Annotated in this window: 24 protein-coding genes and 1 pseudogene; 18 read left to right on the top strand and 7 right to left on the bottom strand. The window is 65.9% G+C overall.

The features are described from left to right. Positions 1-23 precede the first annotated feature (23 nt). Positions 24-989 carry a type II secretion system minor pseudopilin GspK gene (gene gspK / locus ACK3BK_RS05630; protein WP_411383883.1) on the top strand — a complete coding sequence of 322 codons (966 nt, stop codon included), beginning with the start codon at positions 24-26 and terminating at the stop codon, positions 987-989. 61 nt (positions 990-1,050) lie between these two features. On the opposite strand, the gene ACK3BK_RS05635 is transcribed toward gspK, so the two are convergent. Beyond that, on the bottom strand, positions 1,051-3,114 hold the full coding sequence (locus tag ACK3BK_RS05635) for a PhoX family protein (protein ID WP_411383884.1): 2,064 nt from the start codon (positions 3,112-3,114) through the stop codon (positions 1,051-1,053). A 226-nt stretch (positions 3,115-3,340) separates the two neighbouring features. Here ACK3BK_RS05635 and ACK3BK_RS05640 point away from each other — a divergent pair, with 226 nt between their 5' ends. The 12 genes from ACK3BK_RS05640 to ACK3BK_RS05695 are packed head-to-tail and all read left to right on the top strand — an operon-like array spanning position 3,341 to position 13,949. Continuing rightward, positions 3,341-4,981, top strand: coding sequence for a lipoprotein UxpA (locus tag ACK3BK_RS05640; RefSeq protein WP_411383885.1), 1,641 nt, complete (start codon positions 3,341-3,343; stop codon positions 4,979-4,981). Beyond that, a complete protein-coding gene (locus tag ACK3BK_RS05645) occupies positions 4,978-5,403 on the top strand; it encodes a pilus assembly protein PilZ (protein ID WP_288374397.1) in 426 nt (141 codons plus the stop codon). Before ACK3BK_RS05640 ends, ACK3BK_RS05645 begins: the two co-directional genes overlap by 4 nt. Before the next feature lie 3 nt (positions 5,404-5,406). After that, entirely contained in the window at positions 5,407-7,362 is a 1,956-nt protein-coding gene (gene gspD, locus ACK3BK_RS05650) for a type II secretion system secretin GspD (RefSeq protein WP_186668749.1), read from the top strand. Beyond that, positions 7,362-8,810, top strand: a complete 1,449-nt coding sequence (locus tag ACK3BK_RS05655; protein WP_186668747.1) for a GspE/PulE family protein — start codon at positions 7,362-7,364, stop codon at positions 8,808-8,810. The genes gspD and ACK3BK_RS05655 overlap by 1 nt, the downstream gene beginning before the upstream one ends. 2 nt (positions 8,811-8,812) lie before the next feature. Beyond that, on the top strand, positions 8,813-10,015 hold the full coding sequence (gene gspF, locus ACK3BK_RS05660; RefSeq protein WP_186720660.1) for a type II secretion system inner membrane protein GspF: 1,203 nt from the start codon (positions 8,813-8,815) through the stop codon (positions 10,013-10,015). 14 nt (positions 10,016-10,029) lie between these two features. Beyond that, positions 10,030-10,464 (top strand): type II secretion system major pseudopilin GspG, encoded by a 435-nt coding sequence (gene gspG / locus ACK3BK_RS05665; protein WP_411383886.1) that lies wholly within the window; start codon positions 10,030-10,032, stop codon positions 10,462-10,464. Position 10,465: 1 nt separating this feature from the next. Continuing rightward, positions 10,466-10,903 carry a type II secretion system minor pseudopilin GspH gene (gspH, locus tag ACK3BK_RS05670; RefSeq protein WP_186668741.1) on the top strand — a complete coding sequence of 146 codons (438 nt, stop codon included), beginning with the start codon at positions 10,466-10,468 and terminating at the stop codon, positions 10,901-10,903. Continuing rightward, entirely contained in the window at positions 10,900-11,268 is a 369-nt protein-coding gene (locus ACK3BK_RS05675) for a type II secretion system protein (protein ID WP_186720661.1), read from the top strand. Before gspH ends, ACK3BK_RS05675 begins: the two co-directional genes overlap by 4 nt. Continuing rightward, positions 11,265-11,855 (top strand): type II secretion system protein, encoded by a 591-nt coding sequence (locus ACK3BK_RS05680; protein ID WP_186711447.1) that lies wholly within the window; start codon positions 11,265-11,267, stop codon positions 11,853-11,855. Before ACK3BK_RS05675 ends, ACK3BK_RS05680 begins: the two co-directional genes overlap by 4 nt. Next, positions 11,852-12,925, top strand: a complete 1,074-nt coding sequence (gene gspL, locus ACK3BK_RS05685; protein WP_411383887.1) for a type II secretion system protein GspL — start codon at positions 11,852-11,854, stop codon at positions 12,923-12,925. The genes ACK3BK_RS05680 and gspL overlap by 4 nt, the downstream gene beginning before the upstream one ends. Next, positions 12,922-13,308 (top strand): type II secretion system protein GspM, encoded by a 387-nt coding sequence (gene gspM, locus ACK3BK_RS05690; protein ID WP_411383888.1) that lies wholly within the window; start codon positions 12,922-12,924, stop codon positions 13,306-13,308. Before gspL ends, gspM begins: the two co-directional genes overlap by 4 nt. Continuing rightward, positions 13,305-13,949, top strand: a complete 645-nt coding sequence (locus ACK3BK_RS05695) for a general secretion pathway protein GspN (RefSeq protein WP_186668731.1) — start codon at positions 13,305-13,307, stop codon at positions 13,947-13,949. The genes gspM and ACK3BK_RS05695 overlap by 4 nt, the downstream gene beginning before the upstream one ends. Before the next feature lie 231 nt (positions 13,950-14,180). Here the strand turns inward: ACK3BK_RS05695 and ACK3BK_RS05700 are convergent, their stop codons facing one another. The 6 genes and pseudogenes from ACK3BK_RS05700 to ACK3BK_RS05725 all read right to left on the bottom strand — a co-directional run bounded on the left by ACK3BK_RS05700 (position 14,181) and on the right by ACK3BK_RS05725 (position 22,800). Continuing rightward, complete coding sequence (locus ACK3BK_RS05700) at positions 14,181-14,450, bottom strand: DUF3077 domain-containing protein (RefSeq protein ID WP_411383889.1); 270 nt, start codon at positions 14,448-14,450, stop codon at positions 14,181-14,183. A 22-nt stretch (positions 14,451-14,472) separates the two neighbouring features. Then, on the bottom strand, positions 14,473-14,715 hold the full coding sequence (locus tag ACK3BK_RS05705; protein ID WP_186720666.1) for a hypothetical protein: 243 nt from the start codon (positions 14,713-14,715) through the stop codon (positions 14,473-14,475). 469 nt (positions 14,716-15,184) lie between these two features. Next, entirely contained in the window at positions 15,185-19,726 is a 4,542-nt protein-coding gene (locus ACK3BK_RS05710; RefSeq protein ID WP_411383890.1) for a hemagglutinin repeat-containing protein, read from the bottom strand. Between the two features lie 27 nt (positions 19,727-19,753). Then, positions 19,754-21,415 carry a ShlB/FhaC/HecB family hemolysin secretion/activation protein gene (locus ACK3BK_RS05715; protein WP_411383891.1) on the bottom strand — a complete coding sequence of 554 codons (1,662 nt, stop codon included), beginning with the start codon at positions 21,413-21,415 and terminating at the stop codon, positions 19,754-19,756. 241 nt (positions 21,416-21,656) lie between these two features. Next, positions 21,657-22,076: pseudogene (locus ACK3BK_RS05720) on the bottom strand (L,D-transpeptidase family protein); the annotation flags it as partial. A gap of 172 nt (positions 22,077-22,248) precedes the next feature. Next, complete coding sequence (locus ACK3BK_RS05725; RefSeq protein WP_186711273.1) at positions 22,249-22,800, bottom strand: NUDIX hydrolase; 552 nt, start codon at positions 22,798-22,800, stop codon at positions 22,249-22,251. A 125-nt stretch (positions 22,801-22,925) separates the two neighbouring features. On the opposite strand from ACK3BK_RS05725, the gene ACK3BK_RS05730 reads away from it, so the two are divergent. From ACK3BK_RS05730 to purT, 5 genes are all read left to right on the top strand, one after another. Next, the gene (locus tag ACK3BK_RS05730) at positions 22,926-23,525 is read left to right on the top strand and encodes a CoA pyrophosphatase (protein ID WP_054894676.1); all 600 of its coding nucleotides are present in this window, start codon (positions 22,926-22,928) and stop codon (positions 23,523-23,525) included. Positions 23,526-23,569: 44 nt separating this feature from the next. After that, entirely contained in the window at positions 23,570-24,094 is a 525-nt protein-coding gene (locus tag ACK3BK_RS05735) for a gamma carbonic anhydrase family protein (protein WP_065863173.1), read from the top strand. Next, entirely contained in the window at positions 24,084-24,278 is a 195-nt protein-coding gene (locus tag ACK3BK_RS05740) for a DUF1289 domain-containing protein (protein WP_411383892.1), read from the top strand. Before ACK3BK_RS05735 ends, ACK3BK_RS05740 begins: the two co-directional genes overlap by 11 nt. Positions 24,279-24,361: 83 nt before the next feature. Then, a complete protein-coding gene (locus ACK3BK_RS05745) occupies positions 24,362-24,829 on the top strand; it encodes a VUT family protein (protein ID WP_065863171.1) in 468 nt (155 codons plus the stop codon). 85 nt (positions 24,830-24,914) lie between these two features. Then, positions 24,915-26,096, top strand: a complete 1,182-nt coding sequence (gene purT, locus ACK3BK_RS05750; protein ID WP_112897568.1) for a formate-dependent phosphoribosylglycinamide formyltransferase — start codon at positions 24,915-24,917, stop codon at positions 26,094-26,096. Positions 26,097-26,121 lie beyond the last annotated feature (25 nt).

Genomic DNA, 26,121 nt, shown 5'->3' on the forward strand with positions numbered 1-26,121 from the left:
CACGGATGAAGAGGCGCGGTGCAATGGGTGGCGGGCGACAACAGGGTGCAGCGTTGCTGATGGTGATGGTGGCGCTGGCGATGCTTGCGGCGGGCCTGGCCTGGCTGGTGGAGGAGGGGCGTCGCCAGGTCGATGAAACGCGCTTGCTGCGTCAGCGCGTGCAGGTGCGGGCGATGGAGCAGGCTGGCCTTGCCTATGCCAGCCAGGCCCTGCGCGATCCGGCCTGGCGCGCCAGCCCTCTGTTCTGGCAGGCCCTGCGCGGCCAGGCGCTGGAGTATGACTTTGGGGCAGGCAAGGCACGCCTGCGGGTGCGCGACCAGCACACCTGCTTCAACGTCAATGCCTTGCTGGGCGAAGACGCCGAGCGTGCCGAGCGTCAGCTGCGCCGGTTGCTCGGCGACGACTTGGCGGCCGAGCGATTGGTCGACGCCCTGGCCGATTGGCTGGACGCTGACAGCGACACGCGCCTGCAAGGTGCCGAGAGCGGCCAGTACCTGCGTCAGCAGCCACCGCGTCTGGCGGCCAACCAGGCGATGCTCGACCCGAGCGAACTGAACCTGCTGCTCGAGCCCGATGCCGGGCGCCAGGGGCGTTATCCGATGCTGTGCGCATTGCCGCAGACCAGCGGCTGGCGGCTCAATGCCAATGCCTTGAACCTGGAGCACCTGCCGTTGCTGGAGGCGCTCTACGAGGGGCACTTTTCCCGATCGCTGCTCAGCCGGATCATCAGTAATCGGCCGGCTTCGGGTTATGTCGATGCAGGAGCGTTACGCCAGGCGCTGGGCGCTTTGGATGACGAGAGCTTCGCCCGGTTGAGCGAGGGGTTGTTGCTCAACAGCGGGCTCTTCCTGTTGCAGCTTTCGTTCGAGGAAGAGGGGCGGTCGGTGCGCAGTCAGTTTCAGATCGAGGCGCTGGGGGTGGTGCAGTGGCATGCGCGGGTGCCGGCGCAGCAGGTGCGGGTGCTGGGGCGGGAACCGATGGCCTGGTAAGCCTGACCTGCCCGCGAAGAGGCCGGTGCAGCCAGCACAAGGCTGACTGCCCGGCCCAGGCTCAGGCGGTCCCGATTTCCCCGCCATCATTACGTTGAATCACCACGGTAGATGCCCGTGGTCGCACCCGGCTCCCTGCCGGGGTCACATCTGTCGCCTTGTCGGTATACGGCCAGTTCCCCGGGTGCTGGATGTTGATGAACAGCGTCTTGTTGTCTGGCGTGAAGCTGATCCCCGTCACCTCGCAGCCGTTAGGGCCGACGAAGAAGCGCCGCAGGTCCACCTGGTTCTGGGCGTTGACCGGGATCTGCTTGCCGGTGGCATCGACCAGGTCGGTGGGGATCACCGCCAGCAACTGGTCATTGGTGTAGCTGGTCAAGGTGGTCTCGCCGTTGTCGGTCTCGAACCACAGCACCCCACGGCTATCGAAGCTCATCCCGTCTGGGCTGGCGAACTGGTTCAGTTCGGTCAGGCCCGAGCGGTTGATGTCCGGTGTACCGGCAGCGTTGGCGCCGAACACGAAGATGTCCCAGGTGAAGCTCTTGTGATCGTCGCTGTCGTGCCAGCGGATGATGTGGCCATGGCGGTTCGGGCCGCGCGGGTTGGCCGCATCCACCTTGGCGGCAGTACGCGCGCTGTTGTTGGTCAGCGTCAGGTAGACATCGCCATTGAGCGGGTTGACGGCGGTCCACTCAGGGCGGTCCATCGGCGTCGCGCCGACTGCGTCAGCCGCGCCGCGGGTGTTGAGGATGATGCCCGGCAGATCACCGTACAGCGCCCCCAGCGTGCTCCCGGCGGTGGTGGGGGTGGCCACGTCCAGCAGCAGCCATACGCCCTTGCCGTCGGCATTGAAGCGGGCGACGTAGAGCTTGCCCTTGTCCATGTACTTGGCACCGGTAGCCAGACGGTCGGCCGGGGTGGCGTCGGCTGGATCCCATACGGCGTCGGAGACGAACTTGTACAGGTACTCGTTGTTCGAGTCGTCGCCGGTGTACCACACCAGCGGCTTGCCCGCGACCGGCAGGCCCGGGCAGCAGCCCTCGTGGCGGAAGCGGCCAAGGGCGGTGCGCTTCACTGCCAGGGTGGCACTGTTGTACGGGTCGATCTCGACGATGTAGCCATAGGTGCTGGCTTCGTTGCGGTAGTCGTCGGTGGCGCTGGCGCCGGTCGGGGTCACGTTGAAGCGGGCGAACTCGCCGTTGACCTCGCTGGCGTCGCCAGCAACGGTTTCCCACTTGTACTGGCCGCTGCTGGCACTGACGCCGATGCGCACCTGATCAGCCGGGCGCACACCCTTGTTGACGAAGATGCCAGGCCAGTTCTCCTCGCAGGTCAGGTAGGTGCCCCACGGCGTGTAGCCGTTGCCGCAGTTGTTGTTGGTGCCGCGCGCCTGGGTGCCGGTCGGCGAGAACTTGGTCTTGACGTGATCGGTGCCGCGCATAGGGCCGGCGATGTCCATCAACGAGGCAGTGGTGAAGCGGCGGTTGAGCGGGTCGTTCTGCATCACCTGCCAGCGGCCGTTGACCTTGCTCAGGCGCACCACGCCGGCGCCGTGGGCGTTGATCTCCTTGCGCACTTCTTCGACCGGGCGCTTGCCGGTGCCATCGGTGGTCGGGCCGTTCGGGTGCAGCGCGTCGGCTTCGATGTATTCGAAGTTGATCGCCAGCAACCCATCGTCGGAGCTGCCGTTGATGGGGAAGAAGTGCATGCCGTCATGGTTCATGCCCATCGCGTTGGCCTGATCGGTCGAGGTATTGCTGCCGTCGGACTTCCACGGATTGCCGTTGCTGTTCAGCGGCGTGCCCCACGGCGCGATCACATAGGCGCTGTAACCGGGGGCAATGACGCAGGCGTCGGTGCGCGAGCCGGCGATGGACTGGAAGCCCAGCTTGAGCTTGGCTGGCGGTTCGGTCACAGGCGGCTCGGTGGCCGGGTCATCGTGATGTGAGCTGCCGCCACCCCCGTCGAAACAGGCGGTCAGGCCGGTGCCTGCGATCATCGCGATGGCCGCGCCGAGGCTGCCGCGCATCACGGTACGACGGCTCAGGTAGGTATCCATCACGCTGGCCATCGGCAGGTTGCCGCTCTGGTTCCGGTCCAGGTTATCGCCGGTTTCTCGACTCATCAGGGTGTCCTTGTAATGGCTGAGTAAGAGGAACCGAGACTGTAGGGGGCAAGTATGATGATTGATTGGCAAAAATGTTAACGAGGTTTTAAAACCAACCGCTATTAGTAACAAGATTTTTCAGATCTTTCCGGCATGGCCTGTCGGATTTCTGCCATCAAACTGTCACGCAGCCACCCCAATATCCGGGGCCGAACGTGAACTCAGGTTAAGGATGGCGGGGGCGATGGCGAGCAGTGTGCGCAGACGCGAAGTGATTGGCTGGATGGGCGTCGGGGCCTTGGCGCCTTTGTTGGGCGCCTGCTCCGCGATCCCCGGTCAGCGCGGCGGCGACGCCTCGCTCGAACTGCTCTATGTCGCCGACACCCTCGATGCCCGCGAGCCTGGCCTGCCAGTGGTGCCGGCCACGCGCCTGGGGCCGGTCAGCCATCTGGGACGTGCTCCGTGGATGACCGGCAGCCATGCCAGTAGCGGCCATGCCGAGCTCGCGCCATTGCTCGATGCCGGCCAGGCCAGCCAGGCGCGCCTTGGCGGTTATGCCGTATTGGCCGCACTGATGGAGCAGATGCGCAACGAGGCCGGCGCCGAGCGCTGCCTGACCCTGGAAAACGGCCAGAACTGGAACGGCAGCGGCCTGGCCTACCTGACCCAAGGCGATAGCGGCGTGCAAGGCAGTCGGATGCTGGCCAGCGACGTGCGTGTGAGCAGTGATGAGCGCGTGCTGTGGCCGCAACGCTGCGCCGGTCTTTATCGTCAGTCCCCTGCGATTACCCTCGGCGCCGGGCTTGGCGTTGAACAGGCCAAGGGCCTGGGTGTCGAGCCCCTGCGTGTGTTCGAGCGCGGCGGCGTGCGCATTGCGGTGGTCGGTGTGACCGACCCTTACGCCCAGGATCAGAAAGCCTCGCTCAAGCAGTGGTACCAATCATTGCTGCCAAGTTTCCAGCAAGCCCGGCGCGAGGCCGACCTGGTGGTCGCCCTGGCGGATGTCGGTACTGGCCCCGGCCTTTGGCTGGCCGAGCGGATCGACGAAATCGATGTCCTGCTGTGTGCCCGTGGCCAGGATCTATGGCCGACACCGGTGCCTGTCACGCAAGCGTCGGGCCGTCAGGTGCCGGTGCTGTTCGCTGGGTGCCGCGCCAGTGGCGTCTATCGCCTGCGTTGCCAGCAAACCGCGGGGCAGTGGCAATTCGAGGCGCGTTTCGTGCCTGCTTTCGAGGATCGACTTTCGCCAACTGCCCAAGCGCGCGCCAGCCAGTTACGCACCACGCTGCGCCAGCAGCGCGCCGGTCATGCGGCCTGGCTTGACCAGCCGCTGGCGCGCGCGCCGCAGGCCTTGTGGCGCCGTGATACCCGTGGCGGCAGTTGGGATCGTCTCTTGCATCAGGCCCTGGCCGACGACTCGAGCATGCCGGTGCTGCTGCCGGGGCTGCGTTACGACCATCCACTGCCTGCTGGCCAGGCGATCACCCGCGAGCATCTGATCAGCCTCACCGGCGGCTACTCGGCGCCTGTGGTCGAGGCCCCTGCGCGCCAGGTGGAACAGGTGCTGGAGAATGCCGCCGAGCAATTGTTCGGCGACCCGCTGCTGCTCGACAACAGCCAGGACCTGCCGCGCTGGCAAGGCCACGCCTGGCAGGTCAGCTACAGCCCGATGGGCAAGCGCGTCGCCGGGCTCCCCACGGTGCAGGGCCTGTGCCGCACCTTCGGCCTGCACTTCGATGCCCAGGCCGGCGAGCCGCTGTGGCAGAAGGTCGAGGCCTGGCTGGCGCGCCAGGCGCCGAACTGGCAACTGGCGCCGTTGCAATGGCCCGAGGTGCGCTATGTACAAGGGCATCCGGGGTGGCACCCGCGCCAGGTGGCGTCGTGATCGGGCTGTCGCGCCTGCCCAACGTGCTGCTGCTGACCTTGGCCGGCTGGCTCGCCGCCCAGTGCATCCTGCAACTGAGTCGCCAGCCGCAACCGCTCGGTGTCCCGCGTGAACAGGCATCGACCTTGCCAGGCCTGATGGCTGGCCACTGGCAGGCGCCATCCGATGAGGGTGGCATCCCCCTGACACGCCTGCCGCTGCACTACCTCGGCGGGCTCAAGGCCGAGCCGCTGTCCGCCACGGTGGTGGTGCTGCGTTTCGGCCAGCAGGTCCGCACCCTGGGCCGTGGCCAGCGACTGGCGCCAGGGATCGTGCTGCAGGACATCGATGCCGATGGCCTGATTTTCGACAACCAGGGGCGGCGCGAGCGCCTGCCCTGGCCGCCACGGCCCGCCGTGACCGGCTTCAAGCGGCAAGGATGAGCAATGATCGCAAGATACGCTGTGGCCTGCGTGCTGAGCCTCGGCCTGTGCTCTGCGCAGGCCTGGGCCGAAGACCCTGAGGTCGACGAAGACGGGGTGCCGCAATACGAGGTGAACTTCGTCGACACCGACATGGGCGAGTTCATCGACAGCGTCTCGCGCATCACGGGCACCACCTTCATCGTCGATCCACGGGTCACCGGCAAGGTCACGGTACGCACCGTCGATCGCCACGACGCCGAAGCCATCTACGACATCTTCCTCGCCCAGTTGCGTGCCCAGGGCTTTGCCGCCGTGGACCTGCCCAACGGCAGCGTGAAGATCGTCCCCGACCAGGCCGCGCGCCTGGAGCCGGTGCCGGTGGAGAACGCCGGCAAGCAGAGCAAGGGCAGCGACGGCGTGGCGACCCGGGTATTCAATGTGCGCAACGCCGCCAGCGAACAGATGCTCGGCATTCTCAAGCCGCTGATCGATCCGCGCGTCGGGGTGATCACCCCATACCCTGCCGCCAACCTGCTGGTGGTCACCGACTGGCGCAGCAACCTGGAGCGCATCGACAAGCTGCTACGCCAGCTCGACCAGGTCAGCGACGAACCCTTGCAGGTGATGCCACTCAAGCATGCCAGCGCCGCCGACACCGCGCCCCTGGTCACCCGCCTGCTGGCACGCGAGCAGGGCGCCGACAGTGCCCAGGTGGTGGCCGACCCGCGCAGCAATGCGCTGCTGGTGCGTGGCAGCGCCGACAGCCGCGAGCGCGTCCGTGCGCTGCTCGGCCAGCTCGACCGACCCAGCGACAACCTGCACAGCAGCAACACCCAGGTGATCTACCTGCGTCACGCCAATGCTGCGGAAGTGGTCAAGGTGCTGCGCGGTCTCGGCCAGGACGGCGGGGTGCCCGATGCGCCCGCCGGCGAAGGCAAGGAGGCGCCAGTACGCACCGCCAGCGATTCGGGCGTGCGCCTGGAGTATGAAGAGGGCGCCAATGCGGTGGTCATGGTCGGCCCCGACAGTGAGCTGGCGGCCTATCGCAACATCGTCGAGCAACTCGATATCCGCCGCGCCCAGGTGGTGGTCGAGGCGATCATCGCCGAAGTGTCCGACAGCAGCGCCCAAGAGCTGGGCGTGCAGTGGCTGTTCGCCGACGAGAAGTTCGGCGCCGGTATCGTCAACTTCGGCAGCAACGGGGTGAACATCGCCAACATCGCCGGCGCTGCCGCCAGCGGCGACAACAAGGAGCTGGGCAAGCTGCTCTCGGCCACCACGGGCGCCACCGCCGGCATCGGCCATTTCGGCGGCGGTTTCAACTTCGCCATGCTGATCAACGCGCTCAAGGGCAAGAGCGGTTTCAACCTGCTGTCGACCCCGACCCTGCTGACCCTGGACAACGCCGAGGCGTCGATCCTGGTCGGCCAGGAAGTCCCTTTCGTCACCGGCTCCGTGACCCAGAACAACGCCAACCCCTACCAGACCATCGAACGCAAGGAGGTGGGGGTGAAGTTGCGCATCAAGCCGCAGGTCAACAGCGACAACAGCGTGCGCCTGGACATCGTCCAGGAAGTGTCCTCGATCGCCGATTCGCGCGCCGCCAGCGACGTGATCACCAACAAGCGGGAGATCAAGACCAAAGTGATGGTTGACGACAATGGCCTGGTGATTCTCGGTGGCCTGATCAGCGACGAGTCCACCACCAGCAATCAGCGCGTGCCGTTGCTCGGTGACATTCCCGTGCTCGGCCGTTTGTTCCGCTCCGACAGCAACCGCAACGTGAAGCAGAACCTGATGGTGTTCATCCGCCCGCGGATCATGCGTGACGGGCCGAGCCTTGCCGGGCTGAGCCAGGAAAAGTACCGCAGCCTGCAGCAGGACACGGCCTTGCAGATGCCGGAACTCGCCGAGGGTGGCGCCTTGCTCAAGGCGTTCCCGGCCAGCCGCGCGCGGCTTGAAGGCGGTAACTGGTGATGCTCGGCTACCGCCTGGCGCGTCAGGCTGGCGTGGCCATGGCCCCGGACGACCAGGGCTGGCAGCTATGGTTGCGCGAGGATGCCGACAGCGACCAAGTGCAAGAGCTGCTGCGCGTGCATGGCCAGCCACTGCGCCTGGAGCGCCTCGATCGCGCCGCTTTCGACGAGCGTCTTGGCCAGCTCTACCAGGCTGCCGACTCGGCCACCGCCGCATTGATCGAAGGCATCGGCGAGCAGGTTGACCTCGACAGCCTGATGAGCGAAATGCCACGCATCGAAGACCTGCTCGAAAGCGACGACGAAGCCCCGGTGATCCGCCTGATCAACGGCCTGTTCGGCCAGGCCCTGCGCCTGCGTGCCTCGGACATCCACATCGAGACCTTCGAGCAGAGCCTGGTGGTGCGCCTGCGCGTCGATGGTCATCTGCGCGAGGTTCTGCGCCCGCCGCGAGCGCTGTCGGCCATGCTGGTGTCGCGAATCAAGGTCATGGCGCGCCTGGACATCGCCGAGAAACGCCAGCCCCAGGACGGACGCATCACCCTGCGCGCCGCCGGACGCGAAGTGGACGTACGGGTCTCGACACTGCCCGGCATCCATGGCGAGCGCGTGGTGATGCGCGTGCTCGACAAGCAGGCCAGCCTGCTGGCGCTGGACAACCTCGGCATGCCGGCCGCAGCGTTGCAGGGCCTGCGCGCGTGCCTGGCGCGGCCCAATGGCATCGTGCTGTCCACCGGCCCCACGGGCTCGGGCAAGACCACCACGCTGTACGCCAGCCTCAACAGCCTCAACGACGGCAGTCGCAATATCCTCACCGTCGAAGACCCGGTGGAGTACGCCATTGCCGGTATCGGCCAGACCGCGATCAACCCGCGTGCCGGGCTGACCTTCGCCACCGGCTTGCGCGCGATCCTGCGCCAGGACCCGGACGTGATCATGCTCGGTGAGATCCGCGACCAGGAGACGGCGCAGATCGCCGTGCAGGCCAGCCTGACCGGCCATCTGGTGCTCTCGACCTTGCACACCAACAGTGCGATCGGCGCGGTGACGCGCCTGCGTGACATGGGCATCGAACCCTTCCTGATCGCCTCCAGCCTGCGCGGGGTGCTGGCCCAGCGCCTGGTCCGGCGCCTGTGCAGTTGTGCCGAGCCACGCCCGTTGCTTGCCGCCGAGCGGCGCCTGTGGCCGGAGTTGGCCGCCTTGCAGGCCACCCACCATCCGGTGGGTTGCGACAGTTGCCAGGGCAGCGGTTATGTCGGGCGCTTGGGCCTTTATGAATTCATCGAGCTGGATGCAGGCTTGGTCGCCCTGCTTTATGAGGGCGCCAGCGAAGTGACGATGCAGGCCCACCTGGCCACACGCCGGCAGAGCCTGGTGGCCATGGCCAGTGACTGCCTGGCCCGTGGCGAGACCAGCCTGGCCGAAGTGTTGCGCGTGGTGCAGGGCTGAGCATGCCGACCTATCGCTACCAGGCCCTGGACCTGGCAGGCAAACCGCACAAGGCCAGTGTGCAGGCCGACAGCGAGCGCCATGCGCGCCAGTTGTTGCGTGAGCAGGGCCTGTTCGCACGCAAGTTGCAACGCCATGAAGGCAGCTTGCGGCAACCGCGTCGCCAGCGCCTGAGCCGTGCCCAGCTGTGCGAGCTGACCCGCCAGTTGGCCACGCTCACCGGTGCCGGCATTCCCCTGGTCGATGCCCTGGCCACGCTCGAACGGCAATTGCGCGCGCCAGCCTTGCAGGCCGTGCTGGTGTCGGTGCGCGGCGCGCTGGCCGAAGGCCTGGGGTTGGCCCGCAGTCTTGCGCGGCAAGGCGCGCCGTTCACCGGGTTGTACTGCGCACTGGTCGAGGCGGGCGAGCGCTCCGGGCGCCTGGCGCAGGTGCTGACGCGCCTGGCTGATCACCTGGAGCAGGTCCAGCGCCAACAGCACAAGGCGCGCACTGCGCTGATCTATCCCTGCGTGCTGATGGGTGTGTCGCTGGCGGTGGTGGTCGGTCTGATGACGTTCGTGGTGCCCAAGCTGACCGAGCAGTTCGCCCATTCCGGACAGGCGCTGCCGCTGATCACCTCGTTGCTGATCGCCATCAGCCAGGGCCTGGCCAACGCTGGGCCCTGGCTGCTGGGTGCGGCGATCCCGCTGACGCTGCTGTGCGGTTGGCTGTTGCGCAAGCCGCACTGGCGCCTGCGCCGCGACGACCTGCTGCTGCGCCTGCCGCGTGTCGGCAGCCTGCTGCAGGTGCTGGAGAGCGCACGTCTGGCGCGCAGCCTGGCGATTCTCTGCGGCAGTGGCGTGGCCCTGCTCGAAGCACTGCAGGTGGCCAGCGAAACGGTCGCCAACCAGCGTATCCGCCTGGCCCTGGAGCAGGTGCGCCTGCAGGTCCAGGGTGGCACCAGCCTGCATCGGGCGCTGGATGCCAGCGGCCAGTTTCCACCACTGCTGGTGAACATGGTCGGCAGCGGCGAGGCCAGCGGCACCCTGGCCGACATGCTCGAGCGCGTGGCCGACGACCAGGAGCGCGGCTTTGCCCGTCAGGTCGACACCGCCATGGCGCTTTTCGAACCTCTGATGATCCTGGTGATGGGCGGCGTGGTGCTGTTCATCGTGCTGGCGGTGCTGTTGCCGATCATGCAGCTCAACCAGGGTCTGCAACTGTGAAAAGGAGTCTTTGCATGCAGTATCGCGCCAGGCGTCAGCGCGGCTTCACCCTCATGGAAATCATGGTGGTGATTTTCATCATCGGCCTGCTGATCGCGGTGGTCGCGCCCAGCGTGCTGGGCAACCAGGACAAGGCCATGCGCCAGAAGGTGATGGCTGACCTTGCCACCCTCGAGCAGGCGCTGGACATGTACCGGCTCGACAACCTGCGCTTTCCCAGCAGCGAGCAAGGCCTCGCCGCATTGGTGAAGAAGCCGGGCCAGGAGCCGCTACCGCGTGCCTGGCGCAGCGATGGCTACATTCGTCGCCTGCCGGAAGACCCATGGGGCACGCCTTACCAGTACCGCATGCCGGGCGAGCATGGCCGTGTCGATGTCTATTCGCTCGGCGCCGATGGCGTGGTCGGTGGCGAAGGGCTGGATGCCGACCTGGGCAACTGGGACCTCTGACTTGCCTTCCCAGCGCGGCTTCAGCCTGCTCGAATTGCTGGTGGTGCTGGCCATCGCCGGGCTGATGACCGGCTTGAGCGTGGCCTGGCTCGACAGCGGTCGTACGCGGGTCGACCAGGCCATGCAGCGGCTGGTCGCCGCGACCCGCGAGCAGTCCGCCGTGGCCCGGCATACCGGCCAGTTGCGTGGCCTGCGCTGGAGCGGCAAGCGCCCTGAGTTCGTTCGCCATGACGGCACCGGCTGGGTGCTGGAGACGGTCGCGTTGGGGGATTGGCCGCAAGACCTGCGCCCGGACTGGCAGGCGGCAGCAGCGCCGCAACTGGTGTTCACCCCCGAAGGTTGGGCAAGGCCCGGCAAGGTGAACTGGCGTGGCGCCGAAGGCGGGCAGCGCTGGAGCTGGGGGCGCGAGGGGCAGTTGCAGGTCGTGGCGCTTCCATGAGGCGGCGACAGCGCGGTTTCACCTTGCTTGAAGTCAGCGTGGCGCTGGGTATTGCCGCCGTACTGGCGGTGATCACCAGCCAGGTGTTGCGCCAGCGCCTGGCGGTGCAGGAAGGCGTGCAGCAGCACCGCCTTGGTGCCCTGTGCGCCCGTGAGCTGCAGGCACGGTTTGCGGTCGAGCAGTATTGGCCGGGCAGCAATCGCACCGCCGGGGCGCTGCAACAGGGCGCGCAGGTGTGTCACTGGGACCTGCAACTGCGCAGCACCGGCGTGCGCGATCTGCGCCGTGGCGAGCTGCGCCTGTTCGCCGACCGCGATCAGCGTGTGCCGCTGGGTTTGTACACCCTGTTTCTGGAGCGCCCATGAAGCGTCGCCAGACGGGGTTGACCCTGATCGAACTGATGGTGGCGCTGGCGCTGACCGCGGTGCTGGGCATCCTGCTGGCGGCCTTGGTGCATGGCTGGCTCACGGTGCGCGAGCGTCTCGCCGAGCAGCAGAACGAGCCCGGTGTGCTGGAGTTCTGCCTGGCGCTGGAGCGGCGGTTCGACAGCCCGGTGCTGCGCCAGGTGTACGAGCAGCGCCTGCCACTGGCCATGCGCTGGCTCGATTGGCAGGCGCAGAACCAGCAGTTGCTGTGGGTCGCTGCTGCGGCCTGGCCCCAGGCCGAAGGCGGTTCCCGCTTGCAGCGTCAGCGCCTGCGTTTCGAGCCGAGGGAGCAGCGCGTGCTGCTGGAAACTTCCGCCGATCTCTACGCCGCCGACAAGCCGCGTTGGGTGGTACGCGAGCGCCTGGAGCGGGTCAGCGAGATGAGCATTCTGTATTTCCAGGGCGGCAGTTGGCTGGCCTGGCCTTCCGATCAACCGACGCACCCCGGCCGTGGCGTGCGCCTGCATCTGCAGCGTGACGGAGCACCTTATGTCTGCACATTCGTCCTGCCCTGGGGGCGCTCATGAAGCTTGAATGGCGGCGGCGCTCGCCTGCGCGACCCTGGTTGCTGTTGCGTCCGGAGGCTGATGGAGGTTGGCACTGGTGCCTGCTGGAAAGCGGCATGCTGCGTGACGAAGGGCAGGGGCGCCCGCCGCAGGATCTGATCGCCCGGGTTGCCCTGGTGGTGCCGGGCGAGGCGTGCAGCCATTTCCAGTTGCCGGCGCCGCCCGGGCTCAAGCGTGAGGAATGGCCGCTGCTGCTGGAGGACCGTCTGTTGCAGGGGAGCGATGAGGTGCACTGTGCATGCATCGGTCGCACGGCAGGGCAACTGCGGTTGGTGGTCGTGGCGCGGGATCGGCTCGATGGCTGGTTGGCCCAGTGCGTGGAGTGGGGGCTGGAGGTAGAGCGTTGCTGGTCGCAGTTCCAGCTGTTGCCGACACTCGACCCGGGCTGTGGATGGCAATGGCGACAGGCACGGTCGACCCTGTACGCGCGGGTTGACGAAGAGGGCAGCGAGCACTGGCTGGCCTGGCCACAGGTGTTGGGCTCTGCACCTGCGCCGTGGGATACGCAGGCGCTTGAGCCGGTCGATGGACACTGGCCACAGCGGATTGCCGATCTCGATACCTTGCCAGCGCTGCGGGAAACGCGTCGTCCGCGCCAATCATTGAAGGTCACGGGGCTGCAAAAGCGCTTGGTAGGCGCCTGCCTGGTGCTCGCCGCCGTCTGGGGCGGTCTGTGGATCAGTCAGCAATGGCGTCAGGCCCAGCTGTATCGGCAGCAGGTGCTGGCGGTTACCGGCCCGCAGGCCACGCCACGCCAGGCAGCGCAGGCGCTCAGGCGGCTGCGTGACGCCGACGGCGAGCGGGTTTTGCGTCTGCGTCGGCTCGACGGTTTGCAAGGGCAGTTGCAGGGCTGGCTGCACGAGCACCCGCAGTGGCGCCTGCGCGCCGTGCGCTTCGATGGGCAGCGCTGGCATCTGCAATTGGACGGCGACGGCACGGTGCCGCCGTGGGATGAAATGGCCGCAAAGGTCGGGGCGGCGGTGCAGGTGCAGGCACAGGGCGTGGTGTTCGACCTGGGGAGCCGTTCATGATCCGCGTCTTTTTACAGCGCCAGCGTATGCGTCTGGCATGGGGGCTGATCGCGCTGTTGCTGATCGTCATCCTGGTGCGTGAGGCGAGCGCACGCTGGGCCGAGATGAGCCAGTGGCGCGGGCTGGCAGAAGCGGCGATCAGCCTTGAGGGCGGCCCGGTCTTGAGCCTGGAGCGTCTGCGTCAGTCTGCCCAGGCCCGGCACATCGAGCTGACAGAGGTCGAGCCGCAGGAGCAGGGCTGGCAGGTGCGTGGCTCGGTCGCGGACGAGCAGGCGCTGCTGGGGTGGTTGCAGGCGTTGCAGATCGATGGCGCACAGCCGCTGCAATGGGGTATGGAACAGGAGGGCAAGCGCCTGCGCTTCGACCTGCGGGTCCGGCCATGAGGGCGCGCGTGCTGCTGTGGCCGGCGCTGGTGTGTGCTGTCACGCTGCTCGTCGAGTTGCCTGCACACTGGCTGGTGCCAGGCAGGGCCGTCAGCGGCAGCCTCTGGCACGGACAGGCCGAGCAGGTGGGCGATGTCGGGCCGCTGAGCTGGCAGTGGCGACCGTGGCAGGCACAGGGCGAAATCCGCCTGGGTTATCAGGGCCAGGATTGGCTGATGCGGTTGAGCGGTTGGCCCTGGCGCTGGCGGGCGGATGTCGAGGCGCTCGAGGCTGCGGCGAGTGTGCCGGTGGCTTATCGCCTGGCGGGGCATTGGCAGGGGCGTGTCAATGTGAAGGGTGCGTGGCGACAGTGCGTCGGTGCCGAGGGGCGTTTGCAGGTGAACGACCTGGCGCTGGTATCGCCATGGTCGCTGGGGTTGGGGCAGGGCTGGCTCCAAATGCGCTGTGCAGGTGACTGGCACTTGCAGGGCGCGCTGGCCCTGCAAGGTCAACACCAGCTCGATCTTGACGCCGACCTGCTGGCTAGGCGCGCCCAGGTCCGTTTCGAGGTCCAGCCTGATGCTGCGCTGACGCCCTTGCTGCGTGGCGCCCAGTGGTTGGGGCCGGAGGCTGCCAAGGGCGAGCGGCAGCTCAGGTGGTAGTGCCCCAGCTTGCCTGTTTCTTGCCGAAGCAACGGTCTTATCTAAAACTTGTGGGAGCGCCGAACCGCCGCTGCGACTTGTCCCGCGATCACCGGCCAAGCCGGTGCCATGCAGCGCGGTGTCTTTTTCGCGGGCAAGCCCGCTCCCACAGGGATTGGGCTGGACCTTTAGATTTTGAGGCAGACAGAATCTCCCACAACCAACTCAACTCCAGGTCCGATAACCCCGCTTTTACCGGCCCATCCCCAGCTCCGCATCGTCCATCAATGCCTTGGCCAATGCGCTCAGGTAGTACGAAGCCCAGACCAGTTGCGGGTTCTCATCCATCACCCCGCTCAAGGTCATGTCGCGCACGTACCCCATCAACTCCGAAGCCTGCTCGCGTGCACGCTCGCACGGGATGCCCGGCTCGATGCAGAACAGCGGCTGGGTCAGACCCTTGCCTTGGTAGAACCGAGTCTTGCCAACGGTGGTGTTCGGTGTGGTGTCGCTTGTATCCATCCCTTCATCTCCCGAAAACCGCTTAGTGAGCTGTCTGCGGCTCTGCCGGCATCTGAATCTGTATCAAAGCCGACTCCAGCAAAATCCTTAGCGCTTCCATTTCATGAATGGCAGCCATTACCAGGAGCGAGACGGGGGACTTGGGTTGGAGGAGGACCGCTTGATGGGCCACGGTTTGTGCGCAGAGTGCGTACTCGGTGGCTTGGATGATGGTGTCTTCGAGAGAGTGGTTGTTGTGAGGTGGGTCGGGGACGATCTTTAACATAGCTATTTACCTTCATGTGCGGCCACCTACCTGCTGTCAAACAGAAGGGTGGCAGCTGTACGTGGGTTGACAGACCGGCGGAAATAGCAAAGTTCCGGCGCACGCGAGCGTGCCCGCACGTACAGCCGCCATCAAGGTTTGGCCATACGCTATTTACCGTCACAGCCTGTCAAAGCTGTGTCGTTGATGTGCAACGACGCGCCGAGACTAGAGCGCTGCCCCAGGAGCCGCAACGGAAAAAAGGCGCCGGGAGTATCTTTGGGAAATGGACTACAGGAAAGGCGTATTTTCTGATTTTCGAAGGATGCGATACGCATAGGCGACGCCAGGAATACCAGGCACCTACGCCACCCCCTTGTAGGAGCGGGCTTGCCCGCGAACACCGGCATAGCCGGTGCCATCCACCGCGGTGTTGCCATCGCGGGACCAGCCCGCTCCTACAGGATCTCCCTGCTCCTGCACTCAACGATCAGCGCGCACCCTTGCTCCCGACATTCGACACCCACTCCTCACTGCGGCTATGCCCGCTGGTGCGCAGCAGCCCCAGGTCCAGCGCATTCTCACCATCCGCCGCGCCCTTGCTCTTGGACAGTTCCGCAATGGCCGTACCCATGTCGACCGGCGAGTTGGAGAAGTCCACCGAGACATTGCGCTGGTAGTCACGACCCGTGAGCGTTTCGCGGCTGACCGACTGGGCCTGCAGATCGACGTCACCAGCGCTCGACTGGATCCGTGCCCCGACCAGACGCGCCTGGCCACCGACCTTCAGCTCGACGCCTTCATTGCCCTTGAGCGTGGCCTGGTGAGCGACGGTGTCGCGCTGGGTGTGGGACACCTCGACTTTCACGGTCGGCGACAGCTTCGGGTCCACCTTGCTCAGCGTCGGGCCAACCTTCTCGGTGACCTTGCCTGCCGCTGGGCCGGAGAGGGCTCCGGCAGCATCGAGATAACCCTGGGGATTCTTCTCGTGGCTCAGACGGGCGTCGGCCTTGACGACCAGTGTGTCGACGCGATCCTTGCGGCTGGCCAGCAGCAGATCGCCACCGATGTCGCCGCGGATCCGGTCGGCGTCCAGGCTTGCGCCTTCGATGCGGGTGTCACCTTGGCTTGCCAGCTCGATGCGGTCAGCGCGCAAGGTGCTGGCATTCCAGGTCTGGTTGTCGCGCTTGTCGAGATTGACCTGCACCCGCCCGTGCAGGCCGCGGATATCCTTGTCCGGGGTTTCGCCGCGGTTGAGCCTGAAACCGGCACCGGCAGTGATCTCCAGGTTGTCGCGCTGCTCCTTGTCGGACGAGGCTTCGACCAGCATGCCACCCTTGCTGGCCTCCAGCTTGATCTGCGCGGCCGAGGCTTGCAGGCCTTGGAGATGCAGGGCGATATCGTCGCGTGCACGGCTACTGATCTGCAGGGTGCCTTGGGTGTCGAAGCGGGCATCGACTGCCTGGCTGGCCTTCTCGTTGAGCTTGCCATTGGCGAAGTGACCGCCCAGTGCGCCGCCTTTGCCCGTGCCGAACTTGGCTGCCAGCTCGAGCCCGCCGCCGAGGTTGTGGCCGCTGGCCTGCTGGCTGTCGTGGGCCGCCTTGACCTGCAACAGCCCGGCGCTGTCCAGTTCGATGCCGCCAGTCGGTGCTTCGCGGCTGCCGATGCGAGTGCCTTCGAGGATAAGGTCGGCGCCGCTGCTGAGCAGCACCTTGCCCTTGGCGTCGATCTGGCCGACCTGGGCCTTGCTTTTCTGGCGCTGGAGCTCGGTCAGGTCAAGGTAGCCGCGACCCTCGACACCGGTACTGCCGGGGCGGTTGCCCACCTTGGCCCAGGCATTGCCGTCGGTCTGGCGCTGGTGTTCGGAGCGCTGGTCGTGAGCTGCGCTCAGCAAGAGCTTGCCGTTGCTGGTGATGCTGAGGTCGCCGTTGCCGGCGTTGATGCGCGTACCTTCGTACAGGCCGTCGGCGCCCAGTTGGACCTGGATACCCGTTTGCCCATAGAGGCTGCCGACCCGGGCGTTGCGGGTGCTGTCTTCGCTGTTCGACGAGCCACCTTTAGCGCTGGCGCGCACATTGAGGTCGTTGCCGGTACTGGTGTCGACCCGCATGTCACCGCCAACGGCCAATTGCTCGACGAGGCGCGACTGCTCGTCGACCGCCGCACGTTGATGATGCTGGTTGGCGGTGATCGCCAGGAGGCCCTCATTGGCGCGCCAGGCCGTGCCTTGATCGTCGATGCGCTCGGCTTCGACCTTGACGCTGGCACCGGACAGCTCGCTGACCTGGGCGATACCGCGGCGCTGGTTTTCCAGGCGCTTCAGATGGTCCACGGTCATGTCGCCGCCGACGCTGGGTGCGGCCATCGCGTCCTCGGGCGAGGCCTGCTGGAAGCGCGCGGCTTCCTCGCCGAGTATCAGGCGCTCGATGGGCCGGGTCAGGTCGCGGTATTCGAGGCTGGCACCGAGGGTGCCACGCCAGTTGTCATTGCGCTGCTCGCGTTCGTGCACATCCTGTACCGCTCGGTTCTCGATCTCCTTGGCCTTGACCAGCAACGCCTTGCCAGCGTCGACGCGTGCGGCCTCGGTCACCAACGTCCCTGTGTCGATCTTCACATCGCCACCTGCCTGCAATTCGCTGCGTTGTACCTTGCTGTCGCGCTCACGCACGGTCTCCTTCTGATGATGCCCCTCGAAGAGGCTGCCGATTCGGTCGATGCCGCCGGTCACGACCAGGCTGCCACCGCTGTCGGTGCTCTGGGTGTCTGTCTGGTGGTCGTTGTGGGTGGCGCCGAGTGTGATCCGTTGCCCTTGCAACGCGAGGTCGCCAGTAGTGGCGGTGACTTTCGAGCCATTGACCTGCAAGTGCGCACCGCTTTGCAGTTCGACCGAGCCGCCCTTGAGCTCGCTGGCCACCTGTTCGGTCACGCGTTGCTGGCTGTGTGTGCTGACGACCGCATAGCCGACTCCAGCCTCGTACTGGCGAGATCCGGGCTTGTCGTCCTTGGCGTTGGCGGTCTGGCGGGCGCTGGCGGTGAGTGAGCGCTGTTGCGTGTCGGTCTTGCTGTCGCTGCGCGCCTGCGCACTCTCGACGATGAGGTCGCCCTTGGCTTCGATCTTGAGCTGCCGACCGGCCTCGACCTTGGCGCCCTGGATGCGCAACTCTTCGGCGCTGGCCAGGCGCAGGTCGCTTTTCGAACTGACGTCGCTTGCCAGCACCTTCTCCTGGTTGGCGCTGTGGCTGCGGTCGTGGCCGATCAGGCCGAACAGCTTGCTGTCGCTCTGTTTGTCGGTGGTGCTGGAGCGGCTGTGGTCGGCTTCGATCACCAGCTTGCCCTTGTCACCGTAGAGCACCGATTCGCCTTCGCTGGCGATGGTGCTGCCCTTGACCCTGACCTGTCCGGCGGTGACGTTCAGGTTGGCGCCCGAGGTGATCACACTGCCGGCGACCTGCTGGGCGGTATTGTCCTTGCCTTCGCGGTCGCCGAAGAAGCTGCCGGAAACCAGGTCGCCCCGGTAGTCGCGTTGTGTGCCGCGTGCCTCCAGGGCCGTGGTGGCGATGTCGACCTGGCTTGCCGACAGCGCCATGTCGCCCTCGCTGTGCATCCGGCTGCCCTGGACCTTGAGTGCCTCACCAGCCTTGGCGATCAGCGTGCCCCCCTGCAGATCGCTGGGTTTGGCGGTCTCCTGGTACTGGTCGCTGTCGCTGTCACCCCGCCACAGGTGCTTGCGATGGCGTACCTGCTCTTCGACACGTCGGCTCTGCTTGCCGGCTTCGATGCTCAGGTTGGTCGCGCTGTCGAGGTTGAGTTCGCCGCCGGCCTTGAGGGTGGCCGCTACCAGTTGCATGTCGCCGCCGGACTTCAGCGCCAGGCGGTCATCGGCTTGCAAGTGCGTGCCGGTAAGCGTGCGCTCGGTCTCGGTGGTGTTGCGTTCGTAGGTCTCGGTGGTGACGAACAGCCACTTCTTGTCCCATGACTTACGGTCACGTTCGATGTTTTCCCGGGCTGTGGTATCCAGCGTGAGTTTCTGGCCCGCATTGACGTTGATCGATTTGCCCTCGCCCGTGACGGCCTGCAGCCTCAGGTCGCCGCTGGCGCTGAGGTCGAGGTCGCCCTGTCGGCTGCGCAGTGCGGCGTTGCGCGTGCCGTCGTCACCGATGTGCAGCCCGCCGGCCGACTGGACGTGGATGCCATCGTACCCGTGCATGTCGATCGCGCCGATTCGCACGCCCGCGCCCTCGGCCGTGCTGACCACGCGGATGCGGCCGGCGTACATGGCGCCGAACAGGCTGGCATCGATGCTCGCCGGGGTGCCTGGCAGGTGTTCGAGGACCTGGCCGTTGCTGGCGTCGATGCGGTTGCGTCCGGCAATCAACTGCAGGTCGTCGCGGGTCTTGAGCGTACCCTTGCTGTCGATGCGCGGGGCGATCAGTTCGAGGGCGCCGCCATCGTTGCTCTGGCCACCGTCGAGCACGCTGAGCATGCCATGGGCGTTGCGTGAGTCGAGCAGGCGCACGCGGCCGTCCTCGAGCTGCACATCACCGACCAGGAAACCGGCGCGGGTCGTGTTGATGAAGCTGCCACCATTGAGGGTGATGCCATTGCTGTTGGCGAGGATGTAGTCGGCGGGGCGGCCGAAGATTTCCTGTGGGCCTTCGATCAGCGAGGCGTTGCGGCTGATCACTTCGTTGAGGATGGTCGAGGCAGCCTGCCCCTGGAACTGCGGGTTGGCGGCCAGGGCGCCTGCCAGTTGCGACTGGCCGGCCTGCAGGGCGTTGTTGAGCACCGCACCCGCCTGGCCGATGTTGTAGTGGAGGAACTGGTTGTGCGACAGGCCGCTGGCGTTGGGTGCGACGATCTCGATGACCGGCACGCCATGGGCGTCGTTGATCAGCGGGGTGCCGCCCGGTCCAGGAGCCGGTTGCAGGCTGCCCTGGGCGAGCAGGGCCGGTGAGGCGGCTGCCAGTGTGAGAAATATGCTCCAGCGCAGGGCGTCGGGAGTGGTCGCTTTGCGGGGCTTTTTATCGTTCACGGGGTTGTCTCTCTTGTTGTGGGTGAATCAGATCGTCAAGGTCCATTCGAACACCCAGAAGCCCGGCTCCAGGGTGCTGCGTGATCGGTCGCTGGCACTCAGCGCGCGCTGGTAGTCCAGGCGCAGGCGATTGCCCGGCGTGCCCAGTACCACGCCGAGCACGGCCCCGCTCAGGCGTTGCGAGCTGCTGCCGTGATCGAAGCGCGTCCAGCCCAGGTCCAGCCCGAGGTGCGGGCGGATTTCCAGGGGCAGGCTGAGGGGAAGGGTGTGGCTCAAGGTGTTGCGCCACACCGCACCGCTGGCGCCGGAGACGCTGTGCTGGCGAAAGCCGCGCACGGCGAGGTCGTCGGAGAGGGCAAGCTGTTCGATGGCCGGCAGGCGGTCGGGGCTGTATTGCAGGTTCAGTTCGCTCTGCCAGCGCCAGGGCCCCGGGTGCAGGTACAGGAGGTTGGTGCGGTACTTGCGAAAACCAGGCTCGGAGCTCTTGCGGCCAAGCGGTGCGCGGTCGGCACCGAACAGATCCACGCCTTGGGCGACGCCGACATAGGCGTTCCACAGGCCGCCTTCGAGCCAGAGCAGGTTGAGGCCCGCCTCGAGGGTGGTGAGTGTCGGGCTCTGCTGGGCGATCTTCAGCGGGCCGAGCCAGTTGCCCACGCGTTTGTGGTCAAGGCGCAGGCTGGCGTTGAGCATGCCCTGCTGGTTGCGCCACAGCATGCGGTCGGCACTCAGCCCTTGCAGGCTGCTGCTGCCCCGGCTGCTGAGGCGGTTGCCGGGTAGTGGTGCGCGGTAGCTGAGCTGGCTGGCGTTCAGGGCGAAGGTCCAGGGGCCGTAGGGAACGCTGTAGTAGAGGCTGGCACCCTGGCTGCGCCCCGGTGCCTGGAAGACACTGGAGTTCAATGACAGGCGCAGGTCGTCGTTCAGCCCCAGCGGGCTGTCCAGGCCGAGGCTCAGGTTCAGGCGATGGCGGCCGGTGAGTGCGCTGCCGCGGTTGTCGAGGCGGCTGTCCAGATGCCAGCGCGAACCGATCCGGCGTGGTTCGAGTTGTATCCGCGTACCGCCGGGTACGTCGCCGGGCAACAGGTTGGCGCCCAGGTCATAGGCGCGCAGGCGGTTCAGTTGATCGAGCCCTTGCTCCAGGTCGGGCAGGTACAGTGGATGGCCGAGCATGTCGGGAAAGGCACCGGCCAGCGACAGCGGCAGCGCGGTATCCAACTCGATACTCTCGACGAAGCCTTCGACGATGACGATGTCGAGGGGGGCGCCAGCCTTGGGGGGATGTCTCAGATAAGGGCGGCTTGCCGGATACCCCGCCCTTACGTAGCCTTCGGTGATTGCCAGGAGCAGTCGGTTGATGGCGTGCGCAGTCATGCACGAGTGCAGCAGCGGGCGCAGGCTCTGTTCGAGCGTGGCGTTGGTGATGCGCACGTTGCCGCTCAGGCGCAGGCCGCTGACCGGCCAGCATTGGGCTGAAGGGGTTGCCGATGGTGTCGGCTGCCCTGATCCTTGCGGGGCAGGGCGGCGCTGCCAGTGCTCCAGCCGCTGCTGTTGCTGCAATTGCTGAAGCTCGCGTTGCTGGTCGCGTAGCTGCTCGCTGGCGGTATCGGCTGCAAGGGCAACCGAGCTGGTCAGCAGCGCGAGCAATGCACTGATGATTGAAAGGCAGATAGCCGGAAACGGGGTGTTCGCCATCGAAGAATTCCGCAGAGGTCGTACGGTTCAAGTACTCGTTTGCGTGGATTCTAAAAATTCGAACAGTCGTTTGGATGCGATACATTGCCTGTATGGGTATCAGGCAAATAACCTTTTTGAGTCGGGATATTCTGAGGACTTGCTGAAAATGTAGGACGCGCCGTCAGCCTGCGCCGTCTTTCTCAGGCGCGGGCGGGCTCCACGCTGGGGAAGTGGGAGCTGCAAGGGTGAGCCCGAGGGCTCAGGGGCGAATCTCGATCATGGTCCCGTCCTTGACCATGCTCCACACTTCACGCATGTCGTCGTTGCGCATGGCGATGCAGCCTTCGGTCCAGTCGAGGGTGTGGAAGTACCACTCCGGGTATTCTTCGTTGATCGGTGTGCCGTGGATCATGATCATGCTGCCGGCATTGACCCCTTCGCGGCGCGCCTTGGCGGCGTCGCTGATGTTTGGGTAGGAGATGTGCATGGCCAGGTTGTAGCGGTCGCTGACCTTGCGCCAGTCGAGCCAGTAGAAGCCTTCAGGGGTGCGCTTGTCGCCTTCGCGCTCCTTGGCGCCCTTGGGTTGTTTGCCCAGGGAGATGCGGTAGGTCTTGAGTGGCTCGCCGCGGCTGATCAATTGCAGGCGCCGCTCTGACTTGAGCACCAGCACCTTGTCGATCTGCGGCTGGCTGCTGCTTTGCACAGGCCTGGCCTGGGGCTGCGTGCCCTGTGACGTGGTCGCGGGCAGGGGCTTGCGAATGATGGTCTCGGTGAACGCCGCCTGGGACACCGATGCAACGCACAAGCAGAAGAGGGCAAGCAACCAGCGCATGAAACGTATCCTGAAATAGCTAGGTGGACGACGAAACGTTCATCGGCGGCAGGTATTCATGGCCTATGGGGTACTGCTGCCCGATGCGGTCGCGATAATAGCATTCTAGTGTCCGCGTGACGGTGCGGAAAGCCAGTTCGTTCCAGGGTATTTCATGCTCTTCGAACAACCGCACTTCCAGGCTCTCGACACCGACGTCGAAGTCCAGGTCGGCGAGCTCTGCGCGGAAGAACACGTGCACCTGGTTGATGTGCGGCAGGTCGAACAACTGGTAGAGGGTGGTTGGGCCCACGCGTGCGCAGGCTTCCTCGACGGTCTCGCGACGAGCGGCCTGGTCAAGGGTTTCGCCGTTCTCCATGAAGCCGGCGGGCAGGGTCCAGAAGCCGCGGCGGGGCTCGATGGCGCGGCGACACAGCAACACCTGGCTGCCCCAGATCGGCAAGACGCCTGCGACGATGTTGGGGTTCTGGTAGTGGATGGTCTGGCAGGAGGGGCAGACGTACCGCAGGCGGCTGTCGCCCTCGGGAATCTGCTGAATGACCGGTTGGCCGCACGCGCTGCAGAATTTCATGCTTTTATTCCTGTGTGAGCGGCTATCTTGGCGCGGCTGACGGGGTTGTCGCAAGCCGTCGGGGCTTGGGTGCCTCGCGGCTTTGGTGCATCATGCAAGGCAGGCCTTGGAATCGAGAGTGCGTAATGCTGGACGAGCTTCTTCGCCGAATGAGCAACCATACCCCTGCGTCACTGGAGGCGGATCGCCGTTTTCCCGAGGCGGCGGTGCTGCTGCCCATTACCCGTAGCGAAGAGCCCGAGCTGGTGCTCACCCTGCGTGCCAAGGGGCTTTCCACCCATGGTGGCGAGGTGGCCTTTCCCGGAGGGCGCCGCGATCCGGAAGACCCGGACCTGGTGTTCACCGCCCTGCGCGAAGCCGAGGAGGAAATCGGCCTGCCGCCGGGGTTGGTCGAGGTGATCGGCCCCCTGAGCCCGCTTATTTCGTTGCACGGGCTGAAGGTAACGCCGTTCGTCGGGCTGATTCCGGATTACGTCGAGTACCAGCCCAACGATGCCGAAATCGCCGCGGTCTTCAACGTCCCTCTGTCGTTCTTTCGCCAGGACCCACGCGACCACACCCATCGCATCGACTACCAGGGGCGCAGTTGGTACGTGCCCAGCTACCGTTATGGCGACTACAAGATCTGGGGGCTGTCGGCGATCATGATCGTCGAGCTGGTCAACGTGCTGTTCGACGCCGGTATCAGCCTGCACCAGCCGCCAGAGCGCTTTATCCAGAACTGAGCGGGGTTCACCCGCCGACTGCGTTCAACCGTGAGGAACACGACATGAAATACCGCTTGGGCGACCTGCGGGTCGAAGCCCATCCCAGCAGTTGGGCTGCCCCCACTGCCACCTTGATCGGCAAGGTGCGCCTGCAGGCCCGGGCCAGTGTGTGGTTCGGCGCCGTGCTGCGCGGCGACAACGAGCTGATCGACATCGGCGAGGACAGCAATGTCCAGGACGGTACCGTCATGCACACCGACATGGGGTCGCCGCTGACCCTGGGTAAGGGCGTGACCATTGGCCACAATGCCATGCTGCATGGCTGCAGCGTCGGCGACTACAGCCTGGTCGGCATCAATGCGGTCATCCTCAACGGTGCGCGGATCGGCAAGCACTGCATCATCGGCGCCAATGCGCTGATCCCGGAAGGCAAGGAGATTCCCGACGGTTCGCTGGTGATGGGCTCGCCCGGCAAGGTGGTGCGCGAGCTGACCGAGCAGCAGAAGCGCATGCTCGAAGCCAGCGCCGCGCACTATGTGCACAACGCCGAGCGCTATGCGCGGGAGCTGGTGGTCGATGAAGACTGACGAGCGGCCGGTCGCCTCGCCGTGCGTGAACGTCTGTGCGCTGGATGAGCAGGACATCTGCATCGGTTGCCAGCGTACGGTGCAGGAGATCACCCGGTGGGCACGGATGGCCAATGACGAGCGCCGGGCGGTGCTCAAGCTGTGCCATGAGCGGGCCGTGGCGGCGGGGTTGGTGATCGGTTGAGCTAGCGGCGGTTTGCCGCTGCGACTTGTCCCACGATGGGGCTGGCGCTAATCTGTCGGGCTTGCCCCTCGAATCTCCGGATCATGTTCTACCTCATCGCCTACATCAGCAGCGTGGTGCTCATCAACTACGCCTTCTCCAGCGCTCCGCACCTGGACGTGATCTGGTCCGCCTGGGGCGGGCTGGTGTTCATCCTGCGTGACATGGTGCAGACCCGTTACGGGCATGGCGCACTGATCGCGATGCTGGCGGCGCTGGTGCTGTCCTACGCGACTTCGGAGCCGGCCATCGCCCTGGCCAGCGCTACGGCGTTCTTCGTGTCCGAACTGATTGACTGGCTGGTGTTCAGCGTCACCCGCAGACCCCTGCGTGACCGCCTGTGGCTGAGCTCGGCGCTGAGCATCCCGGTGGACACCTTCATCTTCTTCGGCATGATCGGTGCACTGACGCCTGCCGTGATCGGCACAGCGATGGCCTCGAAGTTTGCTGGTGTGACGGCGGTCTGGCTGATCATGGCGTGGCGGGCGCGACGCGCGCTGGCGGTGGGTTGATCCGCGCCCGATTGATGTAGAATACCGGTCCTTTTTCAGCGGGCAGCACCAGCCGGCGCGCCCCGGACGCCTTCGAGGACCTGAAATGACCCGTATCGGAACCCCATTGTCGCCGACCGCGACCCGCGTACTGCTGTGTGGCTGCGGCGAGCTGGGCAAGGAAGTGGTGATCGAGCTGCAGCGCCTGGGCGTCGAGGTGATCGCCGTGGACCGTTACGCCAACGCGCCTGCCATGCAGGTCGCGCACCGCAGCCATGTGATCAACATGCTCGACGGCGTCGCCCTGCGTGCGGTGATCGAGGCTGAAAAACCGCACTACATCGTGCCGGAGATCGAGGCCATCGCCACCGCCACGCTGGTCGAGCTGGAGAACGAAGGTTTCAACGTGGTGCCGACCGCCCGCGCCACTCAGCTGACCATGAACCGCGAAGGAATTCGTCGCCTGGCTGCCGAAGAGCTGGAACTGCCGACCTCGCCCTACCACTTCGCCGACACTTATGAAGACTTCGCCAAGGGCGTGGCCGATGTTGGCTATCCGTGCGTGGTAAAGCCGGTAATGAGCTCGTCGGGCAAGGGCCAGAGCCTGCTGCGCAGTGATGCCGACCTGCAGAAAGCCTGGGACTACGCCCAGGAAGGCGGGCGTGCTGGCAAGGGCCGGGTGATCGTCGAGGGTTTCATTGATTTCGAGTACGAAATCACCCTGCTGACCGTGCGTCATGTGGGCGGCACCACCTTCCTCGCGCCGGTCGGTCACCGTCAGGAGAAGGGCGACTACCAGGAGTCCTGGCAGCCCCAGGCCATGAGCCCGAAGGCGCTGGCTGAGTCGCAGCGTGTGGCTCAGGCGGTCACCGATGCGCTGGGTGGTCGTGGCCTGTTCGGCGTCGAGCTGTTCGTCAAGGGCGACCAGGTGTGGTTCAGCGAAGTGTCGCCACGTCCGCATGACACCGGTCTGGTCACCCTGATTTCCCAGGACCTGTCGCAGTTCGCCCTGCATGCCCGTGCGATTCTTGGCCTGCCGATCCCGGTGGTGCGTCAGTTCGGTCCGTCGGCCTCGGCCGTGATCCTGCCCGAAGGCCAGTCGCAGCAGACCAGCTTTGCCAACCTCGGCGCAGCGCTGAGCGAGCCGGACACCGCCATTCGCCTGTTCGGCAAGCCGGAAATCAACGGCACCCGCCGCATGGGCGTGTGCCTGGCCCGCGACGAGTCGGTCGAAGCGGCGCGCGCCAAGGCGACCCGTGCTTCGCAGGCGGTGAAGGTCGAGTTCTGATCTGAGATCGCACGGGGCTGCTGCG

The organism is Pseudomonas sp. L7, from assembly GCF_046605565.1.
GTDB lineage: Bacteria > Pseudomonadota > Gammaproteobacteria > Pseudomonadales > Pseudomonadaceae > Aquipseudomonas > Aquipseudomonas wayambapalatensis.